Here is a 25,560-nt window from a genome sequence, read left to right as displayed (position 1 = left end):
GACCAATGACCGACACAGCCATCAGCGACGCCGAAGACACCAAGGCTCCGGTGACGCCGGCCAAGACGCCGCCCGTCGTGCCTCTGCCGAAGCCGGTCCAGGGTGTCCTGCTGGCGGGCTTTCGGCGCTGGTTCCTGCGCAACGCGCTGAAGCGCTACGGCCCGGTCTTCGCCATCAACGTCCCGTTCTTCGGCCGAAGCGTGGTGGTTTCCGATCCGGCGCTCGCGCGCCAGGTGTTCCTGGCGAGTACCGACGACCTGATCAACGTGCAGCCGAACCTCAGCAGGATCTTCGGATCGGGTTCGGTGTTCGCGCTGGATCACAAGGAGCACCGGGTCCGCCGCAAGCTGCTGGCCCCGCCGTTCCACGGGCAGAGCATCAGGAACTACGAGAGGGTCATCGAAGAGGAGACGCTGCGGGAGACGGCGACGTGGCCCGAGGGACGCGAGTTTTCAACGCTCGAACCGATGAACAGGATCACGCTGAACGTCATCCTGCGCACCGTATTCGGCGCCGACGGTTCGGAACTGGACTACCTGCGCGAGATCATTCCGCCGTGGGCCAAGCTGGCCTCGCGGATGGCGACCCTGCCGGAACCACCGTTCCGCACCGGCCGGTACAGCCCGTGGGGCCGGATGGCGGAATTCCGTCGCAACTTCGATCGCACGGTGTTCGCGCTGATCGCAAAGGCCGAAGGCGATCCGCGGCTCGAGGACCGCACCGACATTCTGGCGCTGCTGCTGCGCAGTCGATACGAAGATGGCATGCCGATGGCTCATCAAGAGATCTCCGACGAGCTCCTGACCCTGCTGGGCGCCGGACATGAAACCACCGCGTCCACCCTTGGCTGGGCGTTCGAGCGGCTGCGCCGCCACCCCGGCGTCCTCGCCGAGCTGGTCAGCGAGAATGACGAAGGGGGCAACGAGTTCCGCCAGGCCACAATTGTTGAGCTGCAACGGAACCGGACCGTCATCGACTTCGCCGGCCGCCACGTGTCGGCACCGCACTTCGACCTCGGTGACTGGCGGATTCCGCACGGCTACACGGTGATGATCTCGATCGGCAACGTGCACGCCAATGCCGACGCCTTTCCGAATCCCGAACGTTTCGACCCGAACCGGTTCGTCGGAACCAGGACGCCGACGGCGTGGGTGCCGTTCGGCGGCGGGACCCGGCGCTGCATCGGGGCGGCGTTCGCCAACGTCGAGATGGACGTTGTTCTACGAACCATTCTGCGGCACTTTGTGATTGAGACCGACAATGCTCCGGAGGAGAAGATCCACTTCCGGGGTATTGCCTTCACGCCCAAAGACGGCGGGCTCGTCACTGTGCACCGGCGCTGACGGTCATCGGCTAGTTTCGTCTCCATGAGTCTCGTCGACATGATCAACGGCGCCATGGAGGCCACCATCCCCGCCGCGCACAAGCTGGGTATCAAGGCGGTCGAGGCACGCCCCGGATTCGCCGCGGCAACAGTGCCATTGGAGGGCAACGGCAACCACTTCGGCGTCGTCTACGCGGGCGTGGAGTTCACCGTCGCCGAAATCCTCGGCGGGATCATCGCGATCGCCAGCTTCGATGCCGCCAAGTACTACCCGCTGGTGAAGAAGCTCGATATCGAGTTCACCGCCGCCGCACGCAGTGATCTACGCGCCGAAGCGTCGCTGGACGAGGACGAATTGCGTCGCATCGACTCCGAGGCCGCAGAGAACGGAAAGGCCGACTTCGCACTGAACGCGGTGGTTCGTGACGAAGCCGGCCAGACCGTGGCTGTCACCCGTGGGCTCTACCAACTGCGAGCCCACGGGAAATAGGCCCGCCTACTGCACAGCTGCCCGTTTCGGCAGCTTCCAGCCGGCCCGCGGGAAGTGGCAGGTATAGCCGCTCGGGTACCGCTCCAGGTAATCCTGGTGCTCTGGTTCGGCTTCCCAGAAGTCGCTTGCGGGGGTCACTTCGGTGACAACCTTGCCCGGCCACAGGCCCGACGCGTCGACGTCGGCGATGGTGTCCAACGCGACGCTCTTTTGCTCATCGTCGAGGTAGAAGATCGCCGACCGGTAACTCGTGCCGACATCGTTGCCCTGCCGGTTCTTCGTGGTCGGGTCGTGGATCTGGAAGAAGAACTCGAGCAGCGCGCGATAGTCGGTCTGCGCGGGGTCGTAGACGATCTCGATGGCCTCGGCATGACCCGGGTGGTTGCGGTAGGTCGCGTTCGCGTTCTCGCCGCCCGTGTAGCCGACCCTGGTGTCGATGACGCCGGCCTGCTTGCGGATCAGATCCTCCATGCCCCAGAAGCAGCCGCCGGCCAGGATCGCCTTCTTGTACTCACTCATGCCTGTGCCTCCTGATTCACAAAAAGCCTCTTGTAGTCGCCGTAACCCGCGGCGTCCAGATCGTCGAGGTGGATGAACTTCAGCGAAGCCGAGTTGATGCAATAGCGCAACCCACCTTCAGATCGCGGACCGTCGTTGAACACGTGCCCGAGATGGCTGTCGCCGTGTGCCGACCTGACCTCGGTGCGCTTCATGAACAAGGTGCGGTCAACTTTACTCGACCACATTCTCCGCGTCGATCGGCCTGGTGAAGCTCGGCCAGCCGCTGCCGCTCTCGAACTTGTCGGCCGAAGCGAACAATGGCTCACCGGACACGACGTCGACGTAGATGCCGGGCTCGTGGTTGTCCCAGTACTCACCGGTGAACGGCCGCTCGGTGCCGTTCTCCTGGGTGACGTGATACTGCTCGGGCGACAGGGCGTCGACCGCGTCGGGATTCTTGTTGTATTGCACGCTCATATAACGACGCAGGTAACAACGCTGTTCCATCCGGAGATTACGGAAGTGTGATGCGTACCAGTCTTAGCCTCGCCGCCGCCGTCCTCGCCCTCGCCGTGTGGGTCGCACCTGCGGCATCCGCGGAGACGACGGTGCTGCCGGAACGGCAGGGACCGCCCGGGGTGGTCTTCGTCGACAATCCGGCGATCGTCGACGCGTATCCGATGCCCGCAGAATCGTTCAGTCGCGTGCCTGGCGACCACGCCGTGGCCGTGCACTTCACCACCGGCACGCCACGGTGCTACGGCGTCCACGCCATCGTCACCGAGAATGCGCAGACCGTGAGCGTCGAACTGCAGTCGGGCTCGCTGCCCGAGGCAGTCGGACGTGCCTGCATCATGATCGCGGTCTCCGGCACGCTCGAGGTGCCGCTGGGTGGCCCGCTCGGCGGCCGACAGGTGCTCAGCGTCTCGTGACGCTCGACAAACGTCAGTAGAACGTGTTCTAGTTCTGGGTGTGACTGGCAGCACCTTCAGCCGCGACGAGCTGGTCGCGGCATTCGAGAAATTCGAGGCGACGGTCGATCGCGCGGCGCAGACCCGCGACTGGGATCCCTGGGTTGAGCAGTACACACCGGACGTCCTCTACGTCGAGCACGCCGCGGGCACGATGCGCGGCCGCGAAGAGGTACGCCCGTGGATCTGGCAGACGATGGAGAGTTTCCCCGGCAGCTACATGACGTCATTCCCGTCGCTGTGGTCGGTGTTCGACGAGTCGACCGGTCGAGTCATCTGCGAACTCGACAATCCGATGCGCGACCCCGGCGACGGCACGATCATCACCGCCACCAACATCTCGATCATCACCTACGCAGGCGATGGGCTGTGGCGTCGGCAGGAGGACATCTACAACCCACTGCGGTTTGTGCGGGCGGCGGTCAAGTGGTGCCGCAAGGCCGAGGAACTGGGCACGCTGCCCGACGAGGCGGCCGAGTGGCGCAAGCAATTCGGCGGGCAGCAGTGACCGCACTGGTCATCGGCGCCAACGGCTATCTCGGCAGCCACGTCACCCGCCAGCTCGTCGACAAGGGCGAAGACGTACGCGTCATGGTGCGCGACGGCGCCAACACGATCGGTATCGACGACCTCGATGTCAAGCGTTTCGTCGGCGACATCTGGGAAAACGAGACCTTACGTGCGGCGATGGCCGGCGTCGACGACGTGTACTACTGCGTCGTGGACACCCGCGGTTGGCTACGTGACCCTGCGCCGCTGTTTCACACCAACGTCGACGGCACCCGCAATGTACTCGAGATTGCGAAAGATGCTGGGCTGCACCGGTTCGTCTTCACCAGCAGCTACGTCACCGTCGGCCGCAAGCGCGGGCGCATCGCCACCGAGGACGACATGATCGACCTCCGGGGACTGACGCCGTACGTCCGCTCCCGCGTCCAGGCCGAGAAGCTGGTGCTGTCGTATGCGCGGGACCATGGACTGCCCGCCGTCGCGATGTGTGTGTCCACGACCTACGGTGCGGGTGACTGGGGCGGGACTCCGCACGGCGCAATCATCGCAGGCACCGCCTTCGGCAAGCTGCCCTTCGTGATGGACAAGATCGAGCTCGAAGCCGTGGGTGTCGACGATGCGGCGCGCGCGATGCTCCTTGCGGCCGAACGCGGCCGGGTCGGTGAGCGGTATTTGATCTCGGAGAAGATGATCAGCAACGCCGAGGTCGTGCGGATCGCGGCCGAGGCGGCCGGTGTGCCCGCGCCCACCAAGTCGATTCCGCTGCCGTTGTCGTATGCGATGGCAACGCTGGGCAGCGTGAAGGCCAAGCTGCGTGGCACCGACGAACAACTGTCGATGGGGTCGCTGCGCCTCATGCGCGCGGAGGCGCCGGTGGCCTGCGACAAGGCCAGGCGCGAACTGAGGTGGGAGCCCAGGCCCGTCGAGGACTCCATCAGGGAAGCGGCCCGGTTCTGGGTCGGGCTGCGGGAGGCCAGGCGCAAGACCAAATCCCCGTCGGACGGCAGCGCAAGCTAACCTGAAAGCCGTTGTTTCAAGATCACGGCGGTGTACATGGCGGGCGGTGCGGAGCAACCCCTGCGCGGCCGAAACGACGAGTGTGAGGCGCTGGATCGCCTCATCGAGGCGGCACGCACGGGGCGGAGCCAGGTCGTCGTGCTGCGCGGGGAAGCCGGTGTCGGCAAAAGCGCCCTACTGGACTACGCCGCCGAGCACGCGAACGGGTTTCGCGTGGTACGAGCCGGCGGTGTCGAGGCCGACGTCGACCTCGCCTTCGCCGGCCTGCACCAGCTGTTCGCGCCGTTGCTGGACCGCCTCGATGATCTGCCCGTCCCCCAGCGCGATGCGCTAGCGACGGCCTTCGGTCAAAGCGCGGGGCCACCGCCGGATCGCTTCCTGGTTGGCCTCGCGGTCCTGAGCCTGCTCGCCGAGGCCACCGCGGACGAACCGCTGATCTGCGTCGTCGACGACGCGCAGTGGCTGGACCGGGTCTCCGCGCAGACGCTCGCCTTCGTCGCGCGCCGCCTGCTGGCCGAGCCCGTTGCGCTGATCTTCGCCGTGCGGGACGGCCACGACGATGAACTGAAAGGACTGCCGGAGTTGGAAATTCGCGGCCTGTCCGACGGCGAAGCACGGGCCCTGCTGGATTCTGTCATTCGCGGCCGCCTCGACGAACGGGTGCGCGAGCGGATCATCGCCGAAGCGCGTGGCAATCCATTGGCCCTGCTGGAACTGCCCCGGGATCCCGCGGCGGCAGAAGGGGGGTTCGGCCGTCCCGATGCACGTGCCCCGTCGGGCCATCTTGAGCAGAGCTTCGTCCGGCGGGTCCAGTTACTGCCGATGCCGACGCAGAAACTGCTGCTGGCCGCGGCGGCCGAACCCGTCGGCGACAAGGCCCTGTTGATTCGCGCGGCGAAGCGGATGGGAATCACACCCGACGTCGCGGCGCACGCGGAGGCCGAGGGACTCATCGAGATCGGTGCGCGGGTGCGATTCCGCCACCCACTGATGCGCTCGGCCGCCTACCTCGCCGCCGACGTGGACGACCGCCGCAAGGCTCACCGCGCGCTCGCCGACGAGACCGACCCGCAGTCCGACCCGGATCGTCGTGCATGGCACGGGGCCAACGCAGCCTTCGGCACAGACGACGAGGTCGCCGACGACCTCGAGCGATCGGCGGACCGGGCCGCCGGGCGAGGTGGTGTCGCCGCCGCGGCGGCGTTCCTGGAACGGGCGACCGAGCTGACGTCGGACCCGGCGCGACGAGGCGCCAGGGCGCTGGCCGCCGCCGAGGCGAAGTTCGCGGCCACGTCGTCGGAGGCGGCGTACGCCCTGCTGGCGATCGCCGAGATCAGTCCGCTGGACGCTTTGCAGCGAGCTCAAGCCGTACGACTCCGTGCCAGGATCGCCTTCGTCCAGAGTCGAGGCGGAGGCGACGGCGCTCCACCGGTCGCCGACACCGCGCTCGGACTGCTCGACGCGGCTCGCGGTCTGGAAGGACTCGATGATGCCCTAGCGCGAGAGACTTATCTCGAGGCGCTCGGAGCCGCGATGTACGCGGGCCGGCTGTGTCCGCAAGGGGGGCCGATCGTCGTCGCCGAACCCGCCCGTCGTGCGCCGCCAGGACCCCAACCGCCACGCCCGAACGATCTGCTGCTGGACGGCCTCGCGGCGCGATTCACGGACGGCCACGTGGCGAGCCTGCCGACGTTGCGCACGGCGATGACGCACGTTCTCGAGTCCGCTGCGCACACCGACGGCGACGTGATGCGCTCGTTCTGGCAGGGGTTTCCCATTGCGCAGGAGTGCGCCGCAGGTGAACTGTGGGACGACGATCTGTGGCACGACGTCGGAGCCACGGCGGTTCGGCTCGCGCGCGAGGCCGGTGCGCTCGGCATGCTTCCGCTCGCCCTGGCAACGCGTGCGGGAAACCACGTGTTCGCAGGCGAATTCGACGCGGCGGCGGCGTTGATCGAGGAGGCCGGCACAATCGCCCACGCAACCGGATATGCACCGGTGCGGTATCACGCAATCTCGCTGAGCGTCTGGCGTGGAGCGGAGGCCGACTCGAAGCGGTTGCTCGAAGCCACCACCGAAGTTGCGACGTCCCGCGGCGAGGGCAGGGTCATCGGCCTGGTCGGGTTCATGACCGCGATACTCAACAACGGGCTCGGTCACTACTCCGACGCGCTGCGCGCAGCGAAACAGGCATGTGAGCACGAGGACCTCGGCCCCTATCGGATGGCGCTTGCCGAACTCATCGAGGCGGGCGTCCGCTGTGGCGATCGAGAGGCGGCGCTCGAAGCGGTCGCGGAAATGGAGTCGCAGGCGGCCGCAGGAACGGATTGGGTGCTGGGCACCTTGGCCCGCTGCCACGCGCTGGTCGCCGACGATGCGGCCGCCGAGGACTACTACCGCGAGGCGATCGATCGACTCGGACGTACCAGGATGCGCGTCTATCTCGCGCGCTCGCACCTCGTGTACGGCGAGTGGCTGCGCCGCATGAACCGGCGAGTGGATGCTCGCGAGCACCTCGGCGCCGCCCATGAGATGTTCGTCCAGATGGGTTCGGAGAGCTTCGCCGAGCGCGCCCGTCGTGAGCTCCTGGTCACCGGCGAGAAAACCCAGAAACGTCCGGTCGGCTCGGGTGACGGGCTGACCGCGCAGGAAGCCCAGATCGCCCAGCTGGCCGGCACCGGACTCACCAACCAGGAGATCGGCGCCCAGCTGTTCATCAGCGCGCACACCGTTGAATGGCACCTGCGGAAGGTGTTCGCCAAACTCGGCATCAAGTCACGTCGCCAACTCCGCGGCCGGGCTCAGGCCAGCTAAGGTCACCCACGCTCACCCAGGCCACGGACCATGGTGTGACTACGGGTTTCCAAGGGTCCGCTGAGCTGCGGCAGCCGACAGGCTGGGTGCATGGAACTTGAGAATCACAAAGCCCTGGTCACTGGTGGTACCGCCGGCATCGGCTGGGAGGCCGCGCGCCTGATGGCGGCCGAGGGCGCCGAGGTCGTCATCTCGGGACGCGACCGCGAACGTGGCGAGGCGGCGGCGGCCAGAATCGGTGAGAACGCCCGATTCGTGCAGGCCGACCTGTCCGACATGGAGTCGGTCAAGGCACTCGTGGAGCAGTGCGGACACGTAGATATCGTCGTGAACAACGCGGCGAATTTCACCGGCGCCGCCACGGTCGACCAAGACGTCGCCGTGTTCGAGTCGATCTTCGACACCAATGTGCGCGGGGCGTACTTCCTGGTCGCCGGGCTGGTGCCGGGCATGCTCGAACGTGGGCGGGGCAGCATCGTCAACGTCACCTCCATGGTCGCCTCCAAGGGCGTCCCCGGCGCATCCGGATACAGCGCTTCCAAGGCGGCACTGGAGTCCCTGACCCGCACCTGGGCCGCTGAGTTCGGAAAGCACGGCGTGCGCGTCAACAGCGTGGCGCCCGGGCCGACCCGCACCGAGGGTGTGGAGGCCGAATGGGGCGAGACCAATGAGGAGCTCGGCCGGGCGCTGCCGCTTGGACGGACCGCTCACGCCGCCGAGATAGCCGAGGCGGTGCTGTTTCTCGCCTCGCCTCGCTCGAGCTTCATCACGGGTTCGACGCTGCACGCCGATGGCGGCGGCGCAGCGGTCTGACGTCGGCGCCGAGGGGAAGGAGTGAACGTGTCATTCACAACGATCGAGTCGCACGAAACGCTCGAAGAGGCGGCGGTGACGTTCCTGGCATGCCGGGATCGTCTGTTCGGCATCGCATTGCGCATCCTTAATGACTGCGCCGCAGCGGAGGACATCGTGCAGGACGCGTGGCTGCGGTGGCAGACATGCGACCGAAGTGTCGTCCTCGACCCCATCGCATTCTTGACCACCACCACCAAGCGGCTCTGCATCAACACCGTGCAGTCGGCGCGTGCCCGCCATGAAACTCAGCTGGAATCGTGGCTACCCGAACCGGTGGACCGCAACGCCGACCCGGAGCGCCGCATCGAGCAGTGCGAGGCACTGGAACTCGCCGCGCAGACCCTCCTCGAGCGGCTGTCACCGCCCGAGCGCGCCGCATATGTGTTGCGGGAGGCGTTCGACTACTCGTACGCCGAGATCGCGACGATCGTCGAGGTGACACAGGGGAACGCGCGCCAACTCGTCAGCCGTGCACGCAAACGCCTTGCCGCTGAACGCCGCGAGGCACCCACCGGCGCGGAGCAGAAGCGGCTGGTGGTCGCGCTGACGGTGGCGACGCAGTCGGGTGACCTGACGACCCTGGAAAACGTGTTCACCGAAGACCTTGCGGTCGCCGCCTAGGCGAGGTGGAACAGCGCCGGCAAGATTGCGCACAGGGCTGTGATCGACTGGCCTTTCACGACCCTGGACGCACTATTGCGACCAAGAAGAATGCTAGGCGAGGTGGAACAGCGCCATGGCATTGGCATCGAGGATCGCGTGCGCCTCGCCAGGGTCGGCGACATCGGTTACGTAGCCGACCGCACGCACGAACGTGTCACCGTCCTCGTAGGGGAAGTCGGTCCCGAGCAGGATTCTGTCCGCACCGAAAGAATCTATGGCGCAACGTAATGCAGGCGCGTGGCAGTGGCTGACGGTGTCGAACCACAGGCGGTGTACGGCCGCAGTAGGTGGCTCCGGGGTGTCGGGCGCTTCCCACGAGAGGTGGTCGTCGGCGCGGCGGGTGATCATCGGCAGCGCACCGCCGAGATGCGAGCAGATGATCTTCACCCCCGGATAGCGTTGCAGATGCCCGGAGGTGATCAACTGCATCGCGGCGACGGTGTCCTCGAACGGCGCCCCGACCATCCAGGTGATGTTGTGTTCGGTGACCAGCGGTGAACAGGCGCCGTTGCCTGCTGGATGCAGGTAGAGCACGGCGCCGCGGGCGTCGAGTTCGGCGAAGATCGGCTCGACGTCCGGATCGGTGATCGCGCGGTCCAGCACACTGGTGTTCATCGTGATGCCGACCATCCCCAATTCGTCCAGGGCTCGGCTCATTTCGATTAGCGAGGCCTCGATATGGGGCATGGGGGTGGCAGCGAATGCGCGAAAGCGGTCGGGGTGCGCTGCGACCACGGCCGCGTACTCGTCGTTGACGTAGCGTGCGGCGGCGACGTGGCCGGCATCGGTGCCGTACGGCAACTGGGGGGCAGCGGAAAGCACTTGGAGGTCGACTCCCGCGCGATCCATCAATCGCAACCGTGCATCGAGCTCTGCGCCGTCGCCTGCGCCGATCCCGCGCTGGGTGGCGGTGTCGGTCTTGCCGAGACCGACGAGCATGTCGAGGTAATGGTCGGTCCAGTAGTGGGCGTGCACGTCGATCCGCATGAATGTCAACGCTATTCGTTGAACGCCACGCCGTACAGTGTTCAGCCGCTGGCAAATTGGACCGCGCCGAGGTTAGCCTCGAAAGAGTGAGCGAGAAACTGCGCGTGGATCTGTCCGGTGCGCCGCAGACCATGCTGGCCACCTTTTACGCCAAGGCGTTGGACGCCGACCTACCCAAACCGATCCTGGGCGATCGATGGGCAAAGGAGATCGTCGACCGCATCGACTACGACTGGTCTAAGACGTCGATCACCAAAACCAATTCACCGTCGGTCACCACTCGTAGTGCACATTTCGACACCTGGGCCCGCCAGTTTCTGGCGGTCAATCCCGAAGCCACCGTCGTGCATCTCGGCTGCGGACTGGACGCGCGGGCCTTCCGGCTGGACCCCGGTCCTGGCGTCGAGTGGTATGACGTCGACTATCCCGACGTCGCCGATCTGCGCAGGAAACTCTTCCCCGCTCGCGGCAATTACCACGTCATCTCCGCCTCGGTGACCGATCCGGCGTGGCTCACCGAGGTGCGGTCGGACCGGCCGACCTTGATGATCGCCGAGGGGCTGACCATGTACCTCACCGAATCCGACGGCGTCGCATTGTTGCGCCGCATCGTCGAGAGATTCGGAAGCGGCGAGTTGCAGTTCGACGCATTCAACCGGCTCGGCATCAAATCCCAGTGGATGAACGCGGTGGTCCGACGATCCGGATCGACGCTGTACTGGGCCATCAACCGGCCCGACGATATCGTCGGCGCGGTTCCGGGTGTGCGGCTGTTGGCTTGGGAGTCACCGTTCGACTCTGCGTCATTCCGGGGCCTCGCATGGTTCTACCGCGCGATGGCCGGTGTGATGTCGGTGGCGCCGCCGCTGCGCTACATGGCGCAGTACCACCGCTACGCGTTCTGAGCTACGCCCCCGCGGGTCCGGAGAGCAAGGGGCCGCCAACTGCATCCCGGTCGTATTTGACACGATTGGACGATGCCTGCGTCGCAGTCCCCGCACGATCAGCCGGGTCTGCCCATCCTGATCGTGCGGTTCGGCAGCGTCGATGAGGTTCTCCGTCCTGGTGAAGGCCCGGTGTTCATCGGCAGGGAGCTGCCGGCGCAGCTACGCATCGACGACCCGCGTATCTCCAGGACGCACGTCCGAATCGAGGCGGTGGGCGCGCAGTGGGTGGCTGTCGACGAAGCCAGCACGAATGGCGTCTTCCTCGATGGCAAGCGGGTGTCCACCGTTTCGGTGACCGACGGCATGACACTGCACCTGGGCCACGCGCAAGGCATCGCTGTGAGGTTCTCGTTCATCGATCCCGACGCCGGCACGATGATGGCCACCCACGCGATGCCGTCACGTGCCGACGAGGAGACGACCGCCGTCCGCACCGATGCGCTGGGCGGCCCCCCTGACATCGCACGGGCCGGCGCGGCGGTGGCCGAGCGTCGTGAAGAGCTCGGGTACTCCCCACGCCGCCTGAGCGACGACGGCGTCATCGGCCATGTCGAGTTGGAGGACTTCGAGCGCGGGCGCAGCTGGCCTCCCGAGAACATCCGCGAAAAGCTCGAGGACGCGCTGCGCTGGCCGCCGGGCACGATCACGCGGGTGGCCTACGGGGGTGAGATCCCCGAGGACGAGGACACCGAGTTGTTGTCGGACTCCGTGCAGCTCGAGGTGATGCTCGACTACGCCGAGATCGCCCTCGACGGGCTGGCGGCGCGGATCGCGGGCCTGCCGCCGGTCAGCGACCCGGACTTCGGCGCGCAGGCCGCTGCCCAGTTGGCGCAGCTGCGACGGCTGGTAGCCACCACCGCCCACGCCGCACGCAGCGCCCCGGCCCTCGAGATCATGCTGGCGCTCAGCGATGTTCGCCGAACCCATCGCGACCTGATGCTGCTCGCAGCCACCGCCCCGGGCGCCACGTTAGGCCAGCGCCTTTACGCCGCGCGGCACCGAGCCCAACTCAGCGCCGCGGAAATTGCCGCAGCCATCGGCGTCGACGCTGATGCCGTGACCGCGGCGGAGGCTGAACGGGTGGTACCGGCGGAGGTGTCCGCCGCGCTGGAAGACGTTGTCTACCGGCTCACCAGCCGCTGAGCGCGCGGATCCAGATGCGACTCCGTCCCCGCCGGGTGAGAAGACGACGACCAGGTCCGTGCGTGATACTGCTGAGCATGACTGCGACGGGGGGCCGCCGATGCTGACCGGCGGGTCGATGGTCGGTGGCTACCGCATCGAACGGGAGCTCGGCGCCGGCGGTATGGGGTCGGTGTATCTGGCCGCACACCCCACCCTTCCTCGCTTCGATGCGCTCAAAGTGCTCTCCCGCGAACTCTCCCGCGACCCCGACTTCCGGACGCGGTTCACCCGCGAGGCCGACGTGGCGGCCTCGCTGGATCACCCACAGATCGTGGCTGTGTACAACCGGGGCGAGACCGACGACGGACAACTGTGGATCGCGATGCAGTTCGTCGACGGAACAGACGCCGATGCGGCGCTGCGCGCCGGCACAATGACCCCGGCGCGTGCGGTGCACATCGTCACCCAGGTCGCCAAGGCGTTGGACTTCGCTCATTCCCGCACGGTGGTGCACCGCGACATCAAGCCGGCCAACTTTCTGCTGTCGGGACCGGCCGGCCCCGACGAGCGGGTGCTGCTCGGCGACTTCGGGATCGCCCGCGCGCTCGACGATGTGGGTTTGACCGCGACCGGGTCGGTCATGGCCACCATCGCTTATGCCGCACCAGAGGTGTTGTCGGGCATGCCGTTTGACGGCCGCGCAGACATCTATTCACTGGGCTGCACCCTGTATCGGTTGCTGACCGGCAAAACACCGTACTCCGGAAGCAACGGGCCGGCCGCCACGATGATGGCCCACCTGCAGCAACCGCCGCCACGCGTTACCGACGTGGTGCCCTCGCTGCCGCCCGCGCTCGACCGGGTGATCGCGGTGGCGATGGCCAAGGAGCCGGGGCAGCGGTTCGGTTCGGGCAGCGCGTTGGCGGCGGCCGCAGCTGCGGCACTGCACGACCCGAGTGGCCTGCAGAACCGGATGCTGATGGCGCCGGTGCCCGGTCCGGAGGTCAGCTCCTACCCTCGGGCGGACGCGCGCGCGCCCGCTGTGTCCTGGCCTCACTCCGGCCCGCCGCCGGCGCAGTCGACACCGGCTTACGGCCCGTCCGTGGGGGCCGGTGCCGCGCCGCGACGCCGACGGCGCGCCGTGGTGATCGGCGCGGTGGCCGCGGTGACGGTGCTGGTTGCCGCCACCGTGACGGTCGTGGCGTGGCCTTCGGACGAACCGGCCGCCAACCAGCAGGCCGGATCGTCGTCAGCAGATGTCCCGACCACCGTGGCCGGACCCCCAGCCACGGACGTGCCCGTTCGCGCTTTACGATCAATCTTGTTGAACGGCAGTCAGATTCCCGGAAACACCGGGGAGAACGCAGTAGTTCTCGAGCAGGACGGCACCGAGCTGCTCAACGACTCGGCGACCATCGACAATCAGCAGTGCCTTGGCGCATGGGCGCCGGCGCAGCAGCCGGTCTACAGCGAGACCCAAATCGCCGGGGTCGCGGTGCAGTCACTGCGTGCGCTGTACCGGAAGATCACCCAGGACAGCGTTATTCAGGCAGTCGTGTCGTTCCCCGACCCGAACGGCGCCGGCATTTCACTGCAGCTGCAGCGGCGCGATTGGGAGGCGTGCGCTGGCAAGACCGTCACCGTCACCCCCGCCGGAGAACCGCCGCAGCAATGGACGTTCGGGCAGCCCACCAACAACGTAGGCGCGTTCGTGTTGGAGGCCTCATCGAGCGCCGGGGACGCGGTCTGCCAGCACGGCATATCCACCCGCGGAAACGTGCTCATCGACATCCGCCAATGCCGACCGCCGGGCACCGGCGACGTCGGCGCGTTGATCACCGCCACCGCGAACAAGGTGCCCCGAGAACAGTGAGTCATCGAAACCCATTGTCATTTAGGAGGTTTGCCGCGCATGGCGTCACGTAGAGTACTGACCGTCATCGGAGCGATACTCGTCACGGCCGGGCTGAGTGCTGCCTGCTCACGCGGTGGAGCGCCCGTCGCTGAGGAGACCGCCGCGCAGTCGACACAGACGTCCGCGGCGGAGGCCACCACGCTGACCACGACCGCGGCGCCGTCCGACGACGATCAGGTACGCGAAACTGTGATGGCCTTCCAACAGGCTTACAACACGCAGAACTGGGACGCCTATCTGGAGCTCATGTGCCCGTCGTGGCGAGCGCAGTACACCGGGCCGGTCATGGATATGACGAAGAAAACCCGTATCGATCAAGGCTTGACGACAATGACCGTCGACAGCGTGCAGATCGTCGGAGACGAAGCCACGGCTACTGTCGATGCCCAGAACGAGATGCTGGGACGGAAGACCCTCGATCTCAAGCTGGTACGCGAGGACGGTTGGCGCATGTGCATGCCCAGCGGTGTGCAGTAGTGCGGAAGACGCTGGCGGCGTTGACCATCGCGCTGCTGCTGGCCGGGTGCGGGGGCACCGTCGGCGGCACGGCGGTGCAGGAGACGACACCGACGGTCGATCCGTCGGCGCTCGACCCCGGTTCCTACCCGACGACAGCGCGGCCGCCGCTGGGGCAGGCGGGCACCGATGAGGCGGGTCAGCTCGTCGAGGGTCGGCGGATGGCCGGCTTCGTCGTCGGGCCGTGGCAGGTCGACCCCGCGCTGACTCAGATCGGGGCGTCGTCTGCGAAAGTAATACAGCGCCGTAACGAGATCGTCGGAGTGGTCTGGCCCGCGATGCTGGCCAGGTTGCCGGCGCTACCGATCGTCGCCGGCTTCGTCAGTGAACGGACCTCGACAAATCCAGGCGATGCCACACTGCTGCGAAATGCGGTGCTACAGTACCCATTTCCGCAGACCGCAACGGATGCGGCCGAAGCCTTGGCCGCTGGGGCGCTGAACGTCGTCGACCATGGCGGCGGCCCGGCACTGACCGAACCGATACGGCCGGTGCCGATCCCGGGGCACCCCGAGGCCACCGGAGCGCTCATGAAACGTCTCGAAGGCACCGCGGGCGTGCATGAGCTGACCGTCATCAGCGCTCGTGGGCGGTACGTGCTGATCCAGGTTGTCCAGTTCGCGACGCCCGAACGGGCTGCCGACCTCGCGGGGCGCATTCTCGATCTGCAGGTCCCGATGATCGACACGTTCGTGCCCACCGAGCCGGCTCCGCTGGCGACGCTGCCGCGGGATCCGTCGGGCCTGCTGGTCCGTACGGTGCCGCTCAAGCCAGGCCAGGGCGACTCGATGTCGGACGCCGACTACGATCCGGCGGGGGCAATGCAGTTGGAGGACAACCCGATTCAGGCGGCGACTGCTATGCAGGACGCAGGAGTCGACACCGTCGCGGTCAGCCAGACGACGGTGTACCAGGCCCGCGACGTCGAGGCCGCGCAACGGCTTGCGCAGGCGCTGGGGGATGACATCGCGGTGAGCGCGCAGCCCGCCGCTGCGGTGCCCGGCCTTCCCGGCAGCCGTTGTGTGCGCATCGAAGACGCGAGCGGGCTGATTGCGCACCACTGGTGCGTCGCCACCAACGAGCGATTCACGTTCAAAGCCGTTGCCCGCGAACTAACCAACGCCCATCAGCAGCTAGCGGCCCAGTATCTGATGCTCAGCCGATAGAAGCACCCTCGGCTCAGCCGGGGATGCGCTCCAAAATGCGTTGGGCGATCGTGACGTTCTGCTCGGCCAGATCGCTGCCCATGATCTGCACGTCGACCAGCACGTTGTTCTTGGCTGCGATGGCACGCGTGACAGTCACCGGTGAATCGGGGTTGACATTGCGCAACGACGTGACGCCGTCTCCGGCGTCGACCGGCTCGCCAAGCGTGAACGCCGCCTGTTGGCCTTGCGCAATGATTTTCCAGGTGAACTGTTTATTGGCGCAGCGACGCCATTGCTCGACGTACTGGGCCAAAGCCTGCTGCGCGGCCGCCGCGTCGTCGAAGGTGACCACAGATTCGCCGAGCATGACCGAAGGCGTTGGCGATTGCGCTTGGCTGGCCCCGAAGAACCCCCGCCAGCCGGTGCCTTCGTAGGCCGGCGGCGCGCCGGCGCTGAACGAGCTCGCGCAGTCCGCGGGCTCGTAGACCTGCTGGGTCGGATCCGGTTCCGCCACACCGGTGGAGTCCGGGCCTGCGATCAACTCGGGGTTGTCCATGATGGTCTTGAGTTCATCGAGGCTCGGCAACAGCGAGCGCGCGGTGTTGGCGGTGACAGGCGGCGGCGCCGGCGGCGGCGGCGGCGGGGTGGTCGAGGTCGTCGTGGTCGGCTCGGCCGCAGAGGAAGCCTCCGTGGGGGGCGCCTCTGAGTCGCCACCACACCCCGCGAGGAGTGCGGCCGACGACAGGGCGAGCGCGACGAGCATCCGCCCGCTGCTGCGCCGGTCAGCGCGCTCGGCCCCAGGACTCGCCCACGATTGGTACTGACTCATCAAGTCGCCCTCTCTGTCTCGTCACAGTCCATTTCCAGGATCGCACGGCGCGGCGACGGGTTCGGACACCACTTTCACCGTCGCTGCGCTACCGACGCAGTACACCGCTAAACGTTCTGAGTGCGGCGCCCGAGGACCGGCTGTCGGCGCCGGCCGTCGCAGAATGTCGCAGACCAGGGCCAGCGTCCGCGACCGTCGGCCCAGACCAGCTGGAGTGCCCGCACGTCCGGCCCACCGACATGGATCGCCCAACCCATGTGGGCGTCGGGGTGGTCGACCTCGACGACCTCGACAAGCGGCCCGTCAGCCACCCGTATCTGCATTCCGGGCACGAGGGTCAGACCGCGGAGCGCGTCGCGGGTGACGCTGTTGAGGAGCCGGCACGCCCTGGTCGGTGAGACTCCGGTGATGAGCAGCTCCGGCCGGCCCCAGTCGTGCAGCCCCACGGTGTAGGCGAACGGATTGCGGTCGCTTTCGACGTACTGGACCACCCACCCCGACTGCAGCATCTTGGTGCGCAACACATCGGAGTAGTCCTCGCGGGTCGCGTTGGGGTGGTCGCACATCCAGCACATGGCCGCACCTTCCTGTCGTCGGTACGGATACTGTGGCGGGCCACTCCGACAAGTACGGTTTAGGCGGCTTTCAGCTCGGCGATGACCTCGGCGTAGAGCCGGGCCTTGATCGCCCCGAACACCGCACCGGCCTTCGGGGCGAGCTCCTCGGCCCGCGCGGCTGCGGTGTCGAGCACTTCGCCTTCGCCGCCGGTGGCGGTGACGATGCCTGCCAGCCGAGCGTCCTCACCGCCGTAGCGGCGCGCGGTCGTCATCGCCTCGTGCGCGGTCGCGATCGGCAGCCGGGAGCGGATCAGGGCATTCATACCTGCAGTGAACGGGATGCCGAGATCGACCTCGGGCAGACAGAAGTAGCCTCGGTCGGCACGCATGACGATCAGATCGTGGGCCAGCGCCAGCATCGCCCCTGCGGCGAACGCGTGGCCCTGCACCGCGGCGACGATCGGCGCCGGAAACGCGAGGACGCGGGCGAACAACGAGTGGACGTCGACCAGGTTCGCCTCGGACGCGTCGGGGTTGGCGGCCATGAAATCAAGGTCCAGCCCGTTGGAGTAGAACTTGCCGCCACCCGTCGTGACCACGGCCTTGGCGCCATCGGCGGCTTCCACCTCGTCGAGCGCGGCATTGATCTCGGTGAGTCGATCCGGATGAAAGCGGTTCTCGTCGTCCCCCAGCGTCAACACGAAAACCGCCCCGGTGCGGTCAAGACGGGTCATCTCCCGATTACATCACCGCGGCGTCCTGCCAGAATCGGACGGTGCCCCACGTGATCAACGGCCGCATCTCGGCCTGGTATGCCGAGCTTCCGGACGTGCGGGCGGCGCTGCCCGGCAACCGGGACGCCGATGTGTGCATCGTCGGCGCCGGCTACACCGGATTGTGGACGGCGTACTACCTGAAGCGGGCCGATCCGTCGCTGCGGATCGTCGTGCTCGAGGCGCGATTCGCCGGGTTCGGCGCCTCGGGCCGCAACGGCGGATGGCTGTCGGGGCTGGTGCCTGGTGACCGCAACCGGATGGCGAAGCGCTACGGGCGCGACCGCGTGCTGGCCTGGCAGCAGGCCCTCAACGACTCCGTGGACGAGGTCATCGACGTCGCCCGCCGCGAAGGCATCGATGCGGGCATCGTCAAGGGCGGAACACTTCATGTGGCCCGCAACCGCGCCCAGGCGTCGAGGTTGGCCGACGAAGTCTCCGAAGAACTCAGCTGGCGGATCGACGGCATCACCACACTGACGAAAGCTGATTCAGCACAACGCATTAAGCTCGACGGCGTGGTGTCGGCCTACCACAACCCGCATTGCGCGCGGGTGCAGCCGGCCCAGCTGGTGCGGGGACTGGCGGATACAGTCGAGCGACTCGGCGTCGACATCTACGAGCGCTCGCCGGTCAACGAACTGCGCGCGGGACGGGTCGGGACCGTGCAGGGCACCGTGAGCGCACCCGTCGTGCTGCGCGCCACCGAAGGCTTCACGTCCGCGCTGCCGGGGCTGAAAAGACGCTGGCTGCCGATGAACAGTTCGATGATCGCGACAGAGCCTATTCCCCAAGATATTTGGGAGACGATCGGTTGGGAGGGCCGCGAGACTCTTGGCGATACCGCGCACGGCTTCTTCTACGCTCAGCGCACCGTCGACGATCGCATCGCCATCGGCGGGCGCAGTGTGCCCTACCGCTTCGGCTCACGTACTGATATCGACGGGCAGGTGCCCGAGCGCACCATCGCACATCTCACTGCCGTGCTGCATTCGGCGCTTCCGCAGGTCCGCGACATCCCCGTGGCCCATGCATGGTGTGGTGTGCTGGCCGTCCCGCGGGACTGGGAGGCATGCGTAACCTTCGACAAGACAACGGGTTTGGGTGCCGCCGGTGGGTACGTCGGCCACGGCGTCACCGCGACCAACCTGGCCGGACGCACCCTGGCCGACCTGGTGCTCGGACATCAGACGCCGCTCACCGACCTGCCGTGGGTCGGGCACCATTCGCGCGATTGGGAGCCCGAACCCTTGCGATGGCTGGGTGTGCGCGGGATGTATCTGGCGTACAAGGCCGCCGACTGGCACGAGGCGCGCGGGCGCAAGTCGACATCACCGATTGCCGTCGTCGCCGACCGGATCGCCGGCCGGCCCTAGACGGACTCGGCCCTGTCCTTCAGTCGCTGCAGGGTCAACTTGATGTGCTTGGCGTTGGCCGTATCGCGGTCACGCACGCCGGTCGCGATACCCGCAGGGGTGCGGAACCACCCCGGACGCTTGTCCCAGGTGCGTTCGGTGACGGTGCAGCCAGCGTCGGTGGCCGTGATGTCGTAGCGCCAGTGCGCCACGGGGATGACGAGGCTCTTCACGTCGAAGGCGAACGCGCGCCCGGGCTCGGCGTGAGTGACGGTGCAGGTGGTGGTCCACTTCTTGGTGCCCTGCCGGTTGTGGCCCTTGAAGACGGCGCCGGGTGCGACGCAGTCGCCTTTGTGCCACTCCATCTTGGTGGCTTCCTCAGCGAGCGCTGCGAGCGTCGGAAGGTCGGTGATCAGCGCGTATACCTCTGCCGGATCCGCTGCGATGTCCGTCGAAGCAGCTGCCGAGGCGGGCCCGTGTTGAGTCATCCCGCGATCGTAGTCAGCGGGACAGGAATCCTGAGGCGTACTGCCACGTTGGTTCGTTCATGAGCGATCGACCGGTACTCCAGCCCTCTGAGACACACCCGATCACCGTCGAAGCGACCGGAAAGCACGTCACCGTTCGCGTCAACGGCGAGGTCGTGGCCGACACCGACAACGCGCTGACCCTGCAGGAGTCGACGTATCCCGCCGTCCAGTACATCCCGAGGGATGACGTCGTGCAGTCGGCGCTGCGCGACAGCACCACCGAGACGTACTGCCCGTTCAAGGGCGAAGCGAGTTACTTCCATGTTGTCACCGGATCCGGGGACACGGTCGAGGACGCGATCTGGACATATGTCGAGCCGTTTCCCGCCGTGGCCGCGATCGGCGGGCATGTGGCCTTCTATCCGGACAAGGCTGTCGTCACAGTCGCCTAATCTGAGGCGGTGTACAGCTCGGTCAGCGTCGTATTCGACGGGCCGGCCAGCCCGGGACTGACGTTGTCGCCGCTGCGCCGTGGCCGCGCCGATCCTTGTTATCACGACGCCGAGGACGGGGCCATCTGGCGTATCAGCCTCATGCGCAGCGGACCTGTCACCGCCCGCATCACGAAGACCGGACCCGGCACGGTCGAATGTGAGGCATGGGGCGGCGGCGCAACGGAATTCACCGAGACGCTGCCGATCCAGCTCGGATGCGACGATGACACATCGGGATTTCTTCCGGTCGAGCCCACCATCGCCGCCGCGCTTCGGCGCGTGCCGCACCTGCGGCTGGGCCGAACCGACCGGGTGCTGGAAGCGCTCGTCCCGGCGGTGCTCGAACAACGGGTCTATGGCAAGGACGCCCGACGGGCCTGGCGGACGCTCGTCACCAAATACGGTGCCCCCGCGCCCGGCCCTGCTCCTGCCCACATGCGGGTGCCGCCCCCCGGCGGAATCTGGCGGCGCATTCCGTCGTGGGAGTTCCACCTCGCCAACGTCGACCCTGGCCGCGCACGCACGATCGTGGGTTGCGCGCAGCGAGCCGACTCACTGGAACGCCTGACCGGCCGCTCCGCGGAGCACGCCCGCGCGGCACTGATGTCGCTGCCCGGCGTCGGGGAGTGGACCGCGGCCGAGGTCGCCCAGCGCGCATTCGGGGACGCCGATGCGTTGTCAGTCGGCGATTACCACTTGGCCAAGATGGTCGGCTGGAGCCTGCTCGGGCACCCCATTGACGACCCCGAAATGGTCGAGCTTCTCGAGCCGATGCGCCCGCACCGTCATCGGGCGGTTCGCCTGCTGGAAGTCAGCGGTCTGGGATCGAATCCGCGGTTCGGTCCGCGTATGCCGATCCCGAAGCTTGCCGATATGTGACGCCGCTTGCACGCACGGTTATCTGCGGTAGGGATGGGTACACGGCCTGAGAAGTCAATCATGCGAAGGAGCTACTGATGACTACGTTCACCATCCCCGGCCTGTCCGACAAGCAGGGCAGCGAGGTTGCTGAAATTCTGCAGAAGGCGCTGAGCGCGTACAACGATCTACACCTGACTCTCAAGCACGTGCACTGGAACGTTGTCGGGCCGAACTTCATCGGCGTCCACGAGATGATCGACCCTCAGGTCGAACTGGTGCGTGGATATGCCGACGACGTCGCAGAGCGCATCGCGGCGCTCGGTAAGTCGCCCCTTGGCACGCCGGGAGCCATCATCAAGGACCGCACCTGGGATGACTACTCCGTCAACCGCGACACGGTGCAGGCGCACCTCGCGGCACTTGATCTCGTCTACACGGGCGTGATCGAGGACCTCCGTAAGGGCATCGACCGCCTCGATGATCTCGACCTGGTGTCGCAAGACCTTTTCATCAGCCAGGCGGGCGAGCTGGAGAAGTTCCAGTGGTTTGTCCGCGCGCACCTGGAGAACTCGGGTGGGCAGCTGTCCAACGCGGGCGCCAAGACCGAGAAGGCCGCGGCCAGCCGGGCGAAGAAGAAAGCACCCGCCAAATAGTCACTCAGCCAGGATTCGTCCTGGCTCCGTGAGCTCACGGTGCGCGCTCGCCAGTCGTAGGCCTGCGGTCAGCATGGATCCGATGACGATCATCGCGCAGACCGTCGGGATGGCGGCCGGTGCCGCGGCGGCCACGATGACGGCGAGGCAGCGTTCGGTTTTGCCGAACGGTCCGCCGTTGCGTCGGGTCGCACCCGCTCCTGCGGCCGCCAGTGACGCGAATGTCGGCAGCGTGGCCGTCGACGCGGCAACGAGCACCCAGATCACCGGCCACGACAGCCAATTCATGCCGGGGCCGCCCTGATACGCCGCCCACACCGCAAGTCCGGAGAACATCAGCAGATCCGATGCCCGGTCGCCGATTTCGTTCAGAGCGAACCCCCACGGCCGGCTGACCTTCCTGGCTCGGGCGACGGCGCCGTCGAGGTTGGCCCCGGCGAGCCGCACCCCGAGCGAGAACACTGCCAGTGGCCACCAGCCGGCGGCTATGCTGATCGCGGCCGCCGCCGCGCCGAAGACGCCGATCGCGGTGAAGGCGTCTGGTGACGTGCCGTGAATCTCAGCGCGCTGAATGAAGACTCGCAGGCGTTGGGTATACCAGGGTTTGAGTGCGTACAGTCCGTCCATCGGATCGGCCTAAGCCACTCCCGCCAGGGGCACATGACGAGATCCGTTGTGTGCCAACGCCACACGATCGGTGGCTGGCACCAGCCGCAGGGTACCCGTGTTCGTCCGTGTACGACGTCCGTAGCGCAGCGCCACCACCTCGCGCCGCAATTCCTGCGCGGTGAGAGCGTTCGGGTGCATCGGCTCACCGATGCGGATCTCCATCGGGCTGGATGTCAGGCGCCCGCCCTTCGGCAACACGTCAGCCGTGCCCAGCAGGGCGACGGGGACTATCGGCACACCGCACTCCTTGGCCAAATGAAGTGCACCAGAACGGAATTCGCCGATGTGACCGTCGGTGCTGCGGGTGCCTTCCGGGTAGATCACGACGGTGCGGCCCGCAGTGAGCGCCGGCTTGACCGCTGCGACCAGCGCGGCGTAGGAGGATCCGCCCGACCGCCGCACCGGTAGACCGCCGGCGAGGCTGGTGAGCACGAAGCGGCGTACCGGCACGTCGAACCAGTAGTCAGCGGCCGCGACGAACACCGGCTTCGCGCTGGGCGGCAGCGCCGCGAGGAGCGCGGCGGTGTCGGCGTGTGAGCTGTGGTTGGCCACGAGGATGCAGCCGCCAACGTGACGCCAATGGCCGATCACCGTGAGTCCGCCGAATCGGGAGACCACGATCCGCCACACGTAGTGCCGAAGCGAAGCGCCGAATCGACCCGTACGGACTGTGCGGAGGACGGCGATGAGGAGCAATCCGACGATACTGATCGCCGCGAGCCACGGCATGGCGCCCGGTGCGGCGTTCAGCAAGATGGCGCCGTTGTTGAACCACTCGGGTGTGTGGCCGTGCATCGCAGAGCGGTGCAGGAAGTCTCCCGGGCCTGGCATGTACCAAGGGTTGAGTGCACGAACTGCGTTCATCGGATATCTCCTCTCGGTCTCGTCTCGACGAGAGGAAGTTTGCGAACCCGATCTTGGAGGTTTCTTGGCGAACGAACAAGCCCGGTGCGACGATGTCGCACCGGGACTCGAGGGGAGTTTGGGCTTACCTGGCCGCGGAGTCGTCGAGGGCGTCGTCGCGGACCGGACGGTCGGCCAGTTCCTCGTTCCTGCCGAACAGGAACGGGTAGGCGATGCCGGCGATCGCGGCACCGACGAGCGGCGCCAACCAGAACGCCCAGAGTTGAACCGGTGCGCCGTCGCCGTTGAAGAACGCGACGGCAGTCGAGCGCGCCGGGTTGACCGACGTGTTCGAGATGGGAATCGAGATCAGGTGGATCAGCGTCAGCGTGAGGCCGATCGACAAGCCCGCGAACCCTTTCGGTGCCCGGTCGTCGGTGGACCCGAGGATGACCAGCAGGAAGATGCCCGTCAGGACCACCTCGGCGATGAGGACCGCGGCAAGTGAATAGCCACCCGGCGAGTGCTCGCCGAAGCCGTTGGCGGCCATGTTGCCGGTGGCGGTCCAGCCTTCCTGGCCCTTGGCGATGATGTAGATGACCGCGCCGGCGACCACTCCGCCGATGACCTGGGTGACCCAGTACGCGGGCAGCGCCTTCCACTCCACCCGACGCGCCAGTGCAGCGCCGAGCGTTACCGCGGGGTTGAAGTGGCCGCCGGAGATCGTGCCGAAGGCGTACACGCCCGTCAGCACCGTCAGGCCGAAGGCGAGCGAGACACCCAGGAACCCGATGCCCAGCGACACCCCGTCCGCAGAGGCGAATTTGGCGGCGAACACCGCGCTGCCGCAGCCGCCGAGAACAAGCCAGAACGTTCCGATGAACTCTGCCGCCAATCGGTGCAGCATCGTGGGCTCGCGCATGCGTGACTCCTTCGTTGGTGTGACGCCGTGCAGTGAGGGTGACATGAATTCACACAGGTCAACGTGACTGTGTCCAAATCGTGGCGCGATGGAAATCAACGCGACTGCGGCGTGATCTAACGTTCGCTGATTGCGTCGACCGGATTGCAGCGGTTGACGATCAATGGGTCGGTCTTGGTGAACGGGAAGGCCGGCAGATCGTCGATGTGCATGTTGAACGTCGCGGCCAGCACTTCCCGTGAGTAGGCGCTCGCCGATGCGCGGTAACCGATGTCGCCGGGCATGGGCTGGTCGAAGAAGATCGCGAAGTGAATGTCGGGGGTGTCGACGACCTCGATGTGGTGCGGGTAGGCGCGCGGGATGAAGTAGACGTCGCCCTCCTTGAGGTAGTAGGTGTCGAGCGAGCCGTCTGGGTCCATCACCGTCATTCGGCCGGAACCCGTGTGCACGTAGCCCATTTCGGCGGTGATGGGATGCCAGTGCGGTTCACGCATACCGTCTTCGCGGATCCGCAGCGAGTACATCGACAGATCCTTCAGCGCTGGCCAATACTGAGCCCGCGCCAGCCGCGCCGAGCCGACCGCGACGCCGATCGCCGGGCTCTGCGCCTCGACAGCGAACTTGTGCGGATCGTCGAACCGCGCAGTCGACGGAACGTTGGGATTTGCGGCGCGCGCGGCGAACTTGCGGTCAGTGGTGTCGCGGCGCATCTTGGCGAAGTCGGCGGCGGGTAGGTCATAGGTGTTGCCCAGCACGGCATCGGTCATCGCACCGAAAGACGCCGCCAGACCGAAGTCTTCGGGCCTCTCGCTGCGAAACGCAAGAATGAACTCGGCGGGCTGCTCGCCGATGTTCTCGATGTGATGCAGTGACCCGGAGTCGATGTGAAACATGTCGCCGGCTCCGACGGTGAAACTGGAAAACCGGCTGTAACTGTCGAGCACCGACACCAGCGAGGCGCCGGAGACGCAGTAGGTTAGCTCGTTGCAGTTGGCATGCCAGTGTGGAGTGCGCATCGCGCCGGGGTTGACGACAATGCGCTTGATCGACATGCCGGCCAGGATCGGGAAGGTGTCGGCGGTGACCCGCGTGATCGATCCGAGGTCGTTCTGCTCGACGACTTCGCCGTCGGTCAACGAGGTGGCGTGAAGGCTGGGGGTCTGGAGTGCTGCGGTCATGGCCACATGCTTGCGCCGAAATCGACGTTGTGCAGACGTCTTCTCGGGCGGATTCAAGGTTTGATCGCAACAGTGGTTGTTTTCGGATCCGAGAGTATCCGGTCAAGGACTTGGGCGGGGCTGTCGAAGTCGTAGCGTTTCCGGGGCCGGTTGTTGAGTTCGGCGGCGACTTC

At 66.7% G+C, this 25,560-nt stretch carries 27 protein-coding genes and 1 pseudogene; 17 read left to right on the top strand and 11 right to left on the bottom strand.

The window, feature by feature from the left end:
- Positions 1-5: 5 nt before the first annotated feature.
- Together CSQ99_RS18315 and CSQ99_RS18310 are read left to right on the top strand one after the other, a co-directional pair.
- Positions 6-1,343 carry a cytochrome P450 gene (locus tag CSQ99_RS18315; RefSeq protein WP_099040431.1) on the top strand — a complete coding sequence of 446 codons (1,338 nt, stop codon included), beginning with the start codon at positions 6-8 and terminating at the stop codon, positions 1,341-1,343.
- 24 nt (positions 1,344-1,367) lie between these two features.
- Positions 1,368-1,814 (top strand): YiiD C-terminal domain-containing protein, encoded by a 447-nt coding sequence (locus CSQ99_RS18310; RefSeq protein ID WP_099040430.1) that lies wholly within the window; start codon positions 1,368-1,370, stop codon positions 1,812-1,814.
- 6 nt (positions 1,815-1,820) lie between these two features.
- Here the strand turns inward: CSQ99_RS18310 and msrA are convergent, their stop codons facing one another.
- On the bottom strand, positions 1,821-2,333 hold the full coding sequence (gene msrA, locus CSQ99_RS18305; protein WP_099040429.1) for a peptide-methionine (S)-S-oxide reductase MsrA: 513 nt from the start codon (positions 2,331-2,333) through the stop codon (positions 1,821-1,823).
- A pseudogene (msrB, locus tag CSQ99_RS18300) lies at positions 2,330-2,792 on the bottom strand (peptide-methionine (R)-S-oxide reductase MsrB). The gene msrA and the pseudogene msrB overlap by 4 nt, the downstream one beginning before the upstream one ends.
- Before the next feature lie 50 nt (positions 2,793-2,842).
- Here msrB and CSQ99_RS18295 point away from each other — a divergent pair.
- From CSQ99_RS18295 to CSQ99_RS18270, 6 genes are all read left to right on the top strand, one after another.
- Positions 2,843-3,247: a hypothetical protein gene (locus CSQ99_RS18295; RefSeq protein WP_099040428.1), complete on the top strand. Its 405-nt coding sequence runs from the start codon at positions 2,843-2,845 to the stop codon at positions 3,245-3,247.
- A gap of 40 nt (positions 3,248-3,287) precedes the next feature.
- Entirely contained in the window at positions 3,288-3,794 is a 507-nt protein-coding gene (locus CSQ99_RS18290; RefSeq protein WP_099040427.1) for a nuclear transport factor 2 family protein, read from the top strand.
- A complete protein-coding gene (locus tag CSQ99_RS18285; protein ID WP_099040426.1) occupies positions 3,791-4,813 on the top strand; it encodes an NAD-dependent epimerase/dehydratase family protein in 1,023 nt (340 codons plus the stop codon). Before CSQ99_RS18290 ends, CSQ99_RS18285 begins: the two co-directional genes overlap by 4 nt.
- A 36-nt stretch (positions 4,814-4,849) precedes the next feature.
- Positions 4,850-7,627 (top strand): ATP-binding protein, encoded by a 2,778-nt coding sequence (locus tag CSQ99_RS18280; RefSeq protein WP_099040425.1) that lies wholly within the window; start codon positions 4,850-4,852, stop codon positions 7,625-7,627.
- 90 nt (positions 7,628-7,717) lie between these two features.
- A complete protein-coding gene (locus tag CSQ99_RS18275; protein WP_099040424.1) occupies positions 7,718-8,440 on the top strand; it encodes an SDR family NAD(P)-dependent oxidoreductase in 723 nt (240 codons plus the stop codon).
- Positions 8,441-8,467: 27 nt separating this feature from the next.
- Positions 8,468-9,103, top strand: coding sequence for a sigma-70 family RNA polymerase sigma factor (locus CSQ99_RS18270; protein ID WP_099040493.1), 636 nt, complete (start codon positions 8,468-8,470; stop codon positions 9,101-9,103).
- 93 nt (positions 9,104-9,196) lie between these two features.
- Here CSQ99_RS18270 and CSQ99_RS18265 read toward each other — a convergent pair whose 3' ends face one another.
- Positions 9,197-10,132, bottom strand: coding sequence for an amidohydrolase family protein (locus CSQ99_RS18265; protein ID WP_099040423.1), 936 nt, complete (start codon positions 10,130-10,132; stop codon positions 9,197-9,199).
- Positions 10,133-10,263: 131 nt separating this feature from the next.
- On the opposite strand from CSQ99_RS18265, the gene CSQ99_RS18260 reads away from it, so the two are divergent.
- From CSQ99_RS18260 to CSQ99_RS18240, 5 genes are all read left to right on the top strand, one after another.
- Positions 10,264-11,037, top strand: coding sequence for a class I SAM-dependent methyltransferase (locus CSQ99_RS18260; protein ID WP_176561086.1), 774 nt, complete (start codon positions 10,264-10,266; stop codon positions 11,035-11,037).
- Positions 11,038-11,109: 72 nt separating this feature from the next.
- On the top strand, positions 11,110-12,222 hold the full coding sequence (locus CSQ99_RS18255) for an FHA domain-containing protein (protein ID WP_099040421.1): 1,113 nt from the start codon (positions 11,110-11,112) through the stop codon (positions 12,220-12,222).
- Between the two features lie 100 nt (positions 12,223-12,322).
- Complete coding sequence (locus CSQ99_RS18250; protein ID WP_099040420.1) at positions 12,323-14,077, top strand: serine/threonine-protein kinase PknH/PknJ; 1,755 nt, start codon at positions 12,323-12,325, stop codon at positions 14,075-14,077.
- A gap of 39 nt (positions 14,078-14,116) precedes the next feature.
- The gene (locus CSQ99_RS18245; protein WP_099040419.1) at positions 14,117-14,596 is read left to right on the top strand and encodes an Rv0361 family membrane protein; all 480 of its coding nucleotides are present in this window, start codon (positions 14,117-14,119) and stop codon (positions 14,594-14,596) included.
- Positions 14,596-15,801 (top strand): DUF7373 family lipoprotein, encoded by a 1,206-nt coding sequence (locus CSQ99_RS18240; protein WP_099040418.1) that lies wholly within the window; start codon positions 14,596-14,598, stop codon positions 15,799-15,801. Before CSQ99_RS18245 ends, CSQ99_RS18240 begins: the two co-directional genes overlap by 1 nt.
- A gap of 13 nt (positions 15,802-15,814) precedes the next feature.
- On the opposite strand, the gene CSQ99_RS18235 is transcribed toward CSQ99_RS18240, so the two are convergent.
- The 3 genes from CSQ99_RS18235 to CSQ99_RS18225 all read right to left on the bottom strand — a co-directional run bounded on the left by CSQ99_RS18235 (position 15,815) and on the right by CSQ99_RS18225 (position 17,903).
- Positions 15,815-16,612: a sensor domain-containing protein gene (locus CSQ99_RS18235; protein ID WP_099040417.1), complete on the bottom strand. Its 798-nt coding sequence runs from the start codon at positions 16,610-16,612 to the stop codon at positions 15,815-15,817.
- Between the two features lie 107 nt (positions 16,613-16,719).
- Positions 16,720-17,187, bottom strand: coding sequence for a DUF4262 domain-containing protein (locus tag CSQ99_RS18230; protein ID WP_099040416.1), 468 nt, complete (start codon positions 17,185-17,187; stop codon positions 16,720-16,722).
- 59 nt (positions 17,188-17,246) lie between these two features.
- Entirely contained in the window at positions 17,247-17,903 is a 657-nt protein-coding gene (locus tag CSQ99_RS18225) for an enoyl-CoA hydratase-related protein (RefSeq protein WP_099040415.1), read from the bottom strand.
- A gap of 41 nt (positions 17,904-17,944) precedes the next feature.
- Here CSQ99_RS18225 and CSQ99_RS18220 point away from each other — a divergent pair, with 41 nt between their 5' ends.
- On the top strand, positions 17,945-19,318 hold the full coding sequence (locus CSQ99_RS18220) for an NAD(P)/FAD-dependent oxidoreductase (protein ID WP_099040414.1): 1,374 nt from the start codon (positions 17,945-17,947) through the stop codon (positions 19,316-19,318).
- Here CSQ99_RS18220 and CSQ99_RS18215 read toward each other — a convergent pair.
- Positions 19,315-19,785, bottom strand: coding sequence for an SRPBCC family protein (locus CSQ99_RS18215; protein WP_099040413.1), 471 nt, complete (start codon positions 19,783-19,785; stop codon positions 19,315-19,317). The two genes, CSQ99_RS18220 and CSQ99_RS18215, sit on opposite strands and share 4 nt — an antisense overlap.
- Positions 19,786-19,844: 59 nt before the next feature.
- On the opposite strand from CSQ99_RS18215, the gene CSQ99_RS18210 reads away from it, so the two are divergent.
- From CSQ99_RS18210 to CSQ99_RS18200, 3 genes are all read left to right on the top strand, one after another.
- Positions 19,845-20,219, top strand: a complete 375-nt coding sequence (locus CSQ99_RS18210) for a DUF427 domain-containing protein (RefSeq protein WP_099040412.1) — start codon at positions 19,845-19,847, stop codon at positions 20,217-20,219.
- A 9-nt stretch (positions 20,220-20,228) separates the two neighbouring features.
- The gene (locus tag CSQ99_RS18205) at positions 20,229-21,140 is read left to right on the top strand and encodes a DNA-3-methyladenine glycosylase family protein (RefSeq protein ID WP_099040411.1); all 912 of its coding nucleotides are present in this window, start codon (positions 20,229-20,231) and stop codon (positions 21,138-21,140) included.
- Positions 21,141-21,217: 77 nt separating this feature from the next.
- On the top strand, positions 21,218-21,775 hold the full coding sequence (locus CSQ99_RS18200; RefSeq protein ID WP_099040410.1) for a Dps family protein: 558 nt from the start codon (positions 21,218-21,220) through the stop codon (positions 21,773-21,775).
- On the opposite strand, the gene CSQ99_RS18195 is transcribed toward CSQ99_RS18200, so the two are convergent.
- From CSQ99_RS18195 to CSQ99_RS18180, 4 genes are all read right to left on the bottom strand, one after another.
- Entirely contained in the window at positions 21,776-22,402 is a 627-nt protein-coding gene (locus CSQ99_RS18195; protein WP_099040409.1) for a CDP-alcohol phosphatidyltransferase family protein, read from the bottom strand.
- 9 nt (positions 22,403-22,411) lie between these two features.
- On the bottom strand, positions 22,412-23,308 hold the full coding sequence (locus tag CSQ99_RS18190; RefSeq protein ID WP_245908980.1) for a lysophospholipid acyltransferase family protein: 897 nt from the start codon (positions 23,306-23,308) through the stop codon (positions 22,412-22,414).
- A gap of 124 nt (positions 23,309-23,432) precedes the next feature.
- Positions 23,433-24,209 (bottom strand): aquaporin Z, encoded by a 777-nt coding sequence (gene aqpZ, locus CSQ99_RS18185; protein WP_099040491.1) that lies wholly within the window; start codon positions 24,207-24,209, stop codon positions 23,433-23,435.
- A gap of 116 nt (positions 24,210-24,325) precedes the next feature.
- Complete coding sequence (locus CSQ99_RS18180; RefSeq protein WP_099040408.1) at positions 24,326-25,387, bottom strand: cupin domain-containing protein; 1,062 nt, start codon at positions 25,385-25,387, stop codon at positions 24,326-24,328.
- Positions 25,388-25,560 lie beyond the last annotated feature (173 nt).

Source organism: Mycobacterium neglectum (genome assembly GCF_002591975.1).
Taxonomy (GTDB): Bacteria; Actinomycetota; Actinomycetes; order Mycobacteriales; family Mycobacteriaceae; genus Mycobacterium; species Mycobacterium neglectum.
The sequence above is the reverse complement of the archived record's forward strand: the minus strand, read 5'-3'. Positions and strand labels throughout refer to the sequence as shown.

Coding starts and splice junctions, on each gene's coding strand:
- CSQ99_RS18315 (WP_099040431.1), top strand. CDS start 6: ATGACCGACACAGCCATCAGCGACGCCGAAGACACCAAGGCTCCGGTG.
- CSQ99_RS18310 (WP_099040430.1), top strand. CDS start 1,368: ATGAGTCTCGTCGACATGATCAACGGCGCCATGGAGGCCACCATCCCC.
- msrA (WP_099040429.1), bottom strand. CDS start 2,333: ATGAGTGAGTACAAGAAGGCGATCCTGGCCGGCGGCTGCTTCTGGGGC.
- CSQ99_RS18295 (WP_099040428.1), top strand. CDS start 2,843: ATGCGTACCAGTCTTAGCCTCGCCGCCGCCGTCCTCGCCCTCGCCGTG.
- CSQ99_RS18280 (WP_099040425.1), top strand. CDS start 4,850: ATGGCGGGCGGTGCGGAGCAACCCCTGCGCGGCCGAAACGACGAGTGT.
- CSQ99_RS18275 (WP_099040424.1), top strand. CDS start 7,718: ATGGAACTTGAGAATCACAAAGCCCTGGTCACTGGTGGTACCGCCGGC.
- CSQ99_RS18265 (WP_099040423.1), bottom strand. CDS start 10,132: ATGCGGATCGACGTGCACGCCCACTACTGGACCGACCATTACCTCGAC.
- CSQ99_RS18260 (WP_176561086.1), top strand. CDS start 10,264: ATGCTGGCCACCTTTTACGCCAAGGCGTTGGACGCCGACCTACCCAAA.
- CSQ99_RS18255 (WP_099040421.1), top strand. CDS start 11,110: ATGCCTGCGTCGCAGTCCCCGCACGATCAGCCGGGTCTGCCCATCCTG.
- CSQ99_RS18250 (WP_099040420.1), top strand. CDS start 12,323: ATGCTGACCGGCGGGTCGATGGTCGGTGGCTACCGCATCGAACGGGAG.
- CSQ99_RS18245 (WP_099040419.1), top strand. CDS start 14,117: ATGGCGTCACGTAGAGTACTGACCGTCATCGGAGCGATACTCGTCACG.
- CSQ99_RS18235 (WP_099040417.1), bottom strand. CDS start 16,612: ATGAGTCAGTACCAATCGTGGGCGAGTCCTGGGGCCGAGCGCGCTGAC.
- CSQ99_RS18230 (WP_099040416.1), bottom strand. CDS start 17,187: ATGTGCTGGATGTGCGACCACCCCAACGCGACCCGCGAGGACTACTCC.
- CSQ99_RS18225 (WP_099040415.1), bottom strand. CDS start 17,903: ATGACCCGTCTTGACCGCACCGGGGCGGTTTTCGTGTTGACGCTGGGG.
- CSQ99_RS18215 (WP_099040413.1), bottom strand. CDS start 19,785: ATGACTCAACACGGGCCCGCCTCGGCAGCTGCTTCGACGGACATCGCA.
- CSQ99_RS18210 (WP_099040412.1), top strand. CDS start 19,845: ATGAGCGATCGACCGGTACTCCAGCCCTCTGAGACACACCCGATCACC.
- CSQ99_RS18200 (WP_099040410.1), top strand. CDS start 21,218: ATGACTACGTTCACCATCCCCGGCCTGTCCGACAAGCAGGGCAGCGAG.
- CSQ99_RS18195 (WP_099040409.1), bottom strand. CDS start 22,402: ATGGACGGACTGTACGCACTCAAACCCTGGTATACCCAACGCCTGCGA.
- CSQ99_RS18190 (WP_245908980.1), bottom strand. CDS start 23,308: ATGAACGCAGTTCGTGCACTCAACCCTTGGTACATGCCAGGCCCGGGA.
- aqpZ (WP_099040491.1), bottom strand. CDS start 24,209: ATGCGCGAGCCCACGATGCTGCACCGATTGGCGGCAGAGTTCATCGGA.
- CSQ99_RS18180 (WP_099040408.1), bottom strand. CDS start 25,387: ATGACCGCAGCACTCCAGACCCCCAGCCTTCACGCCACCTCGTTGACC.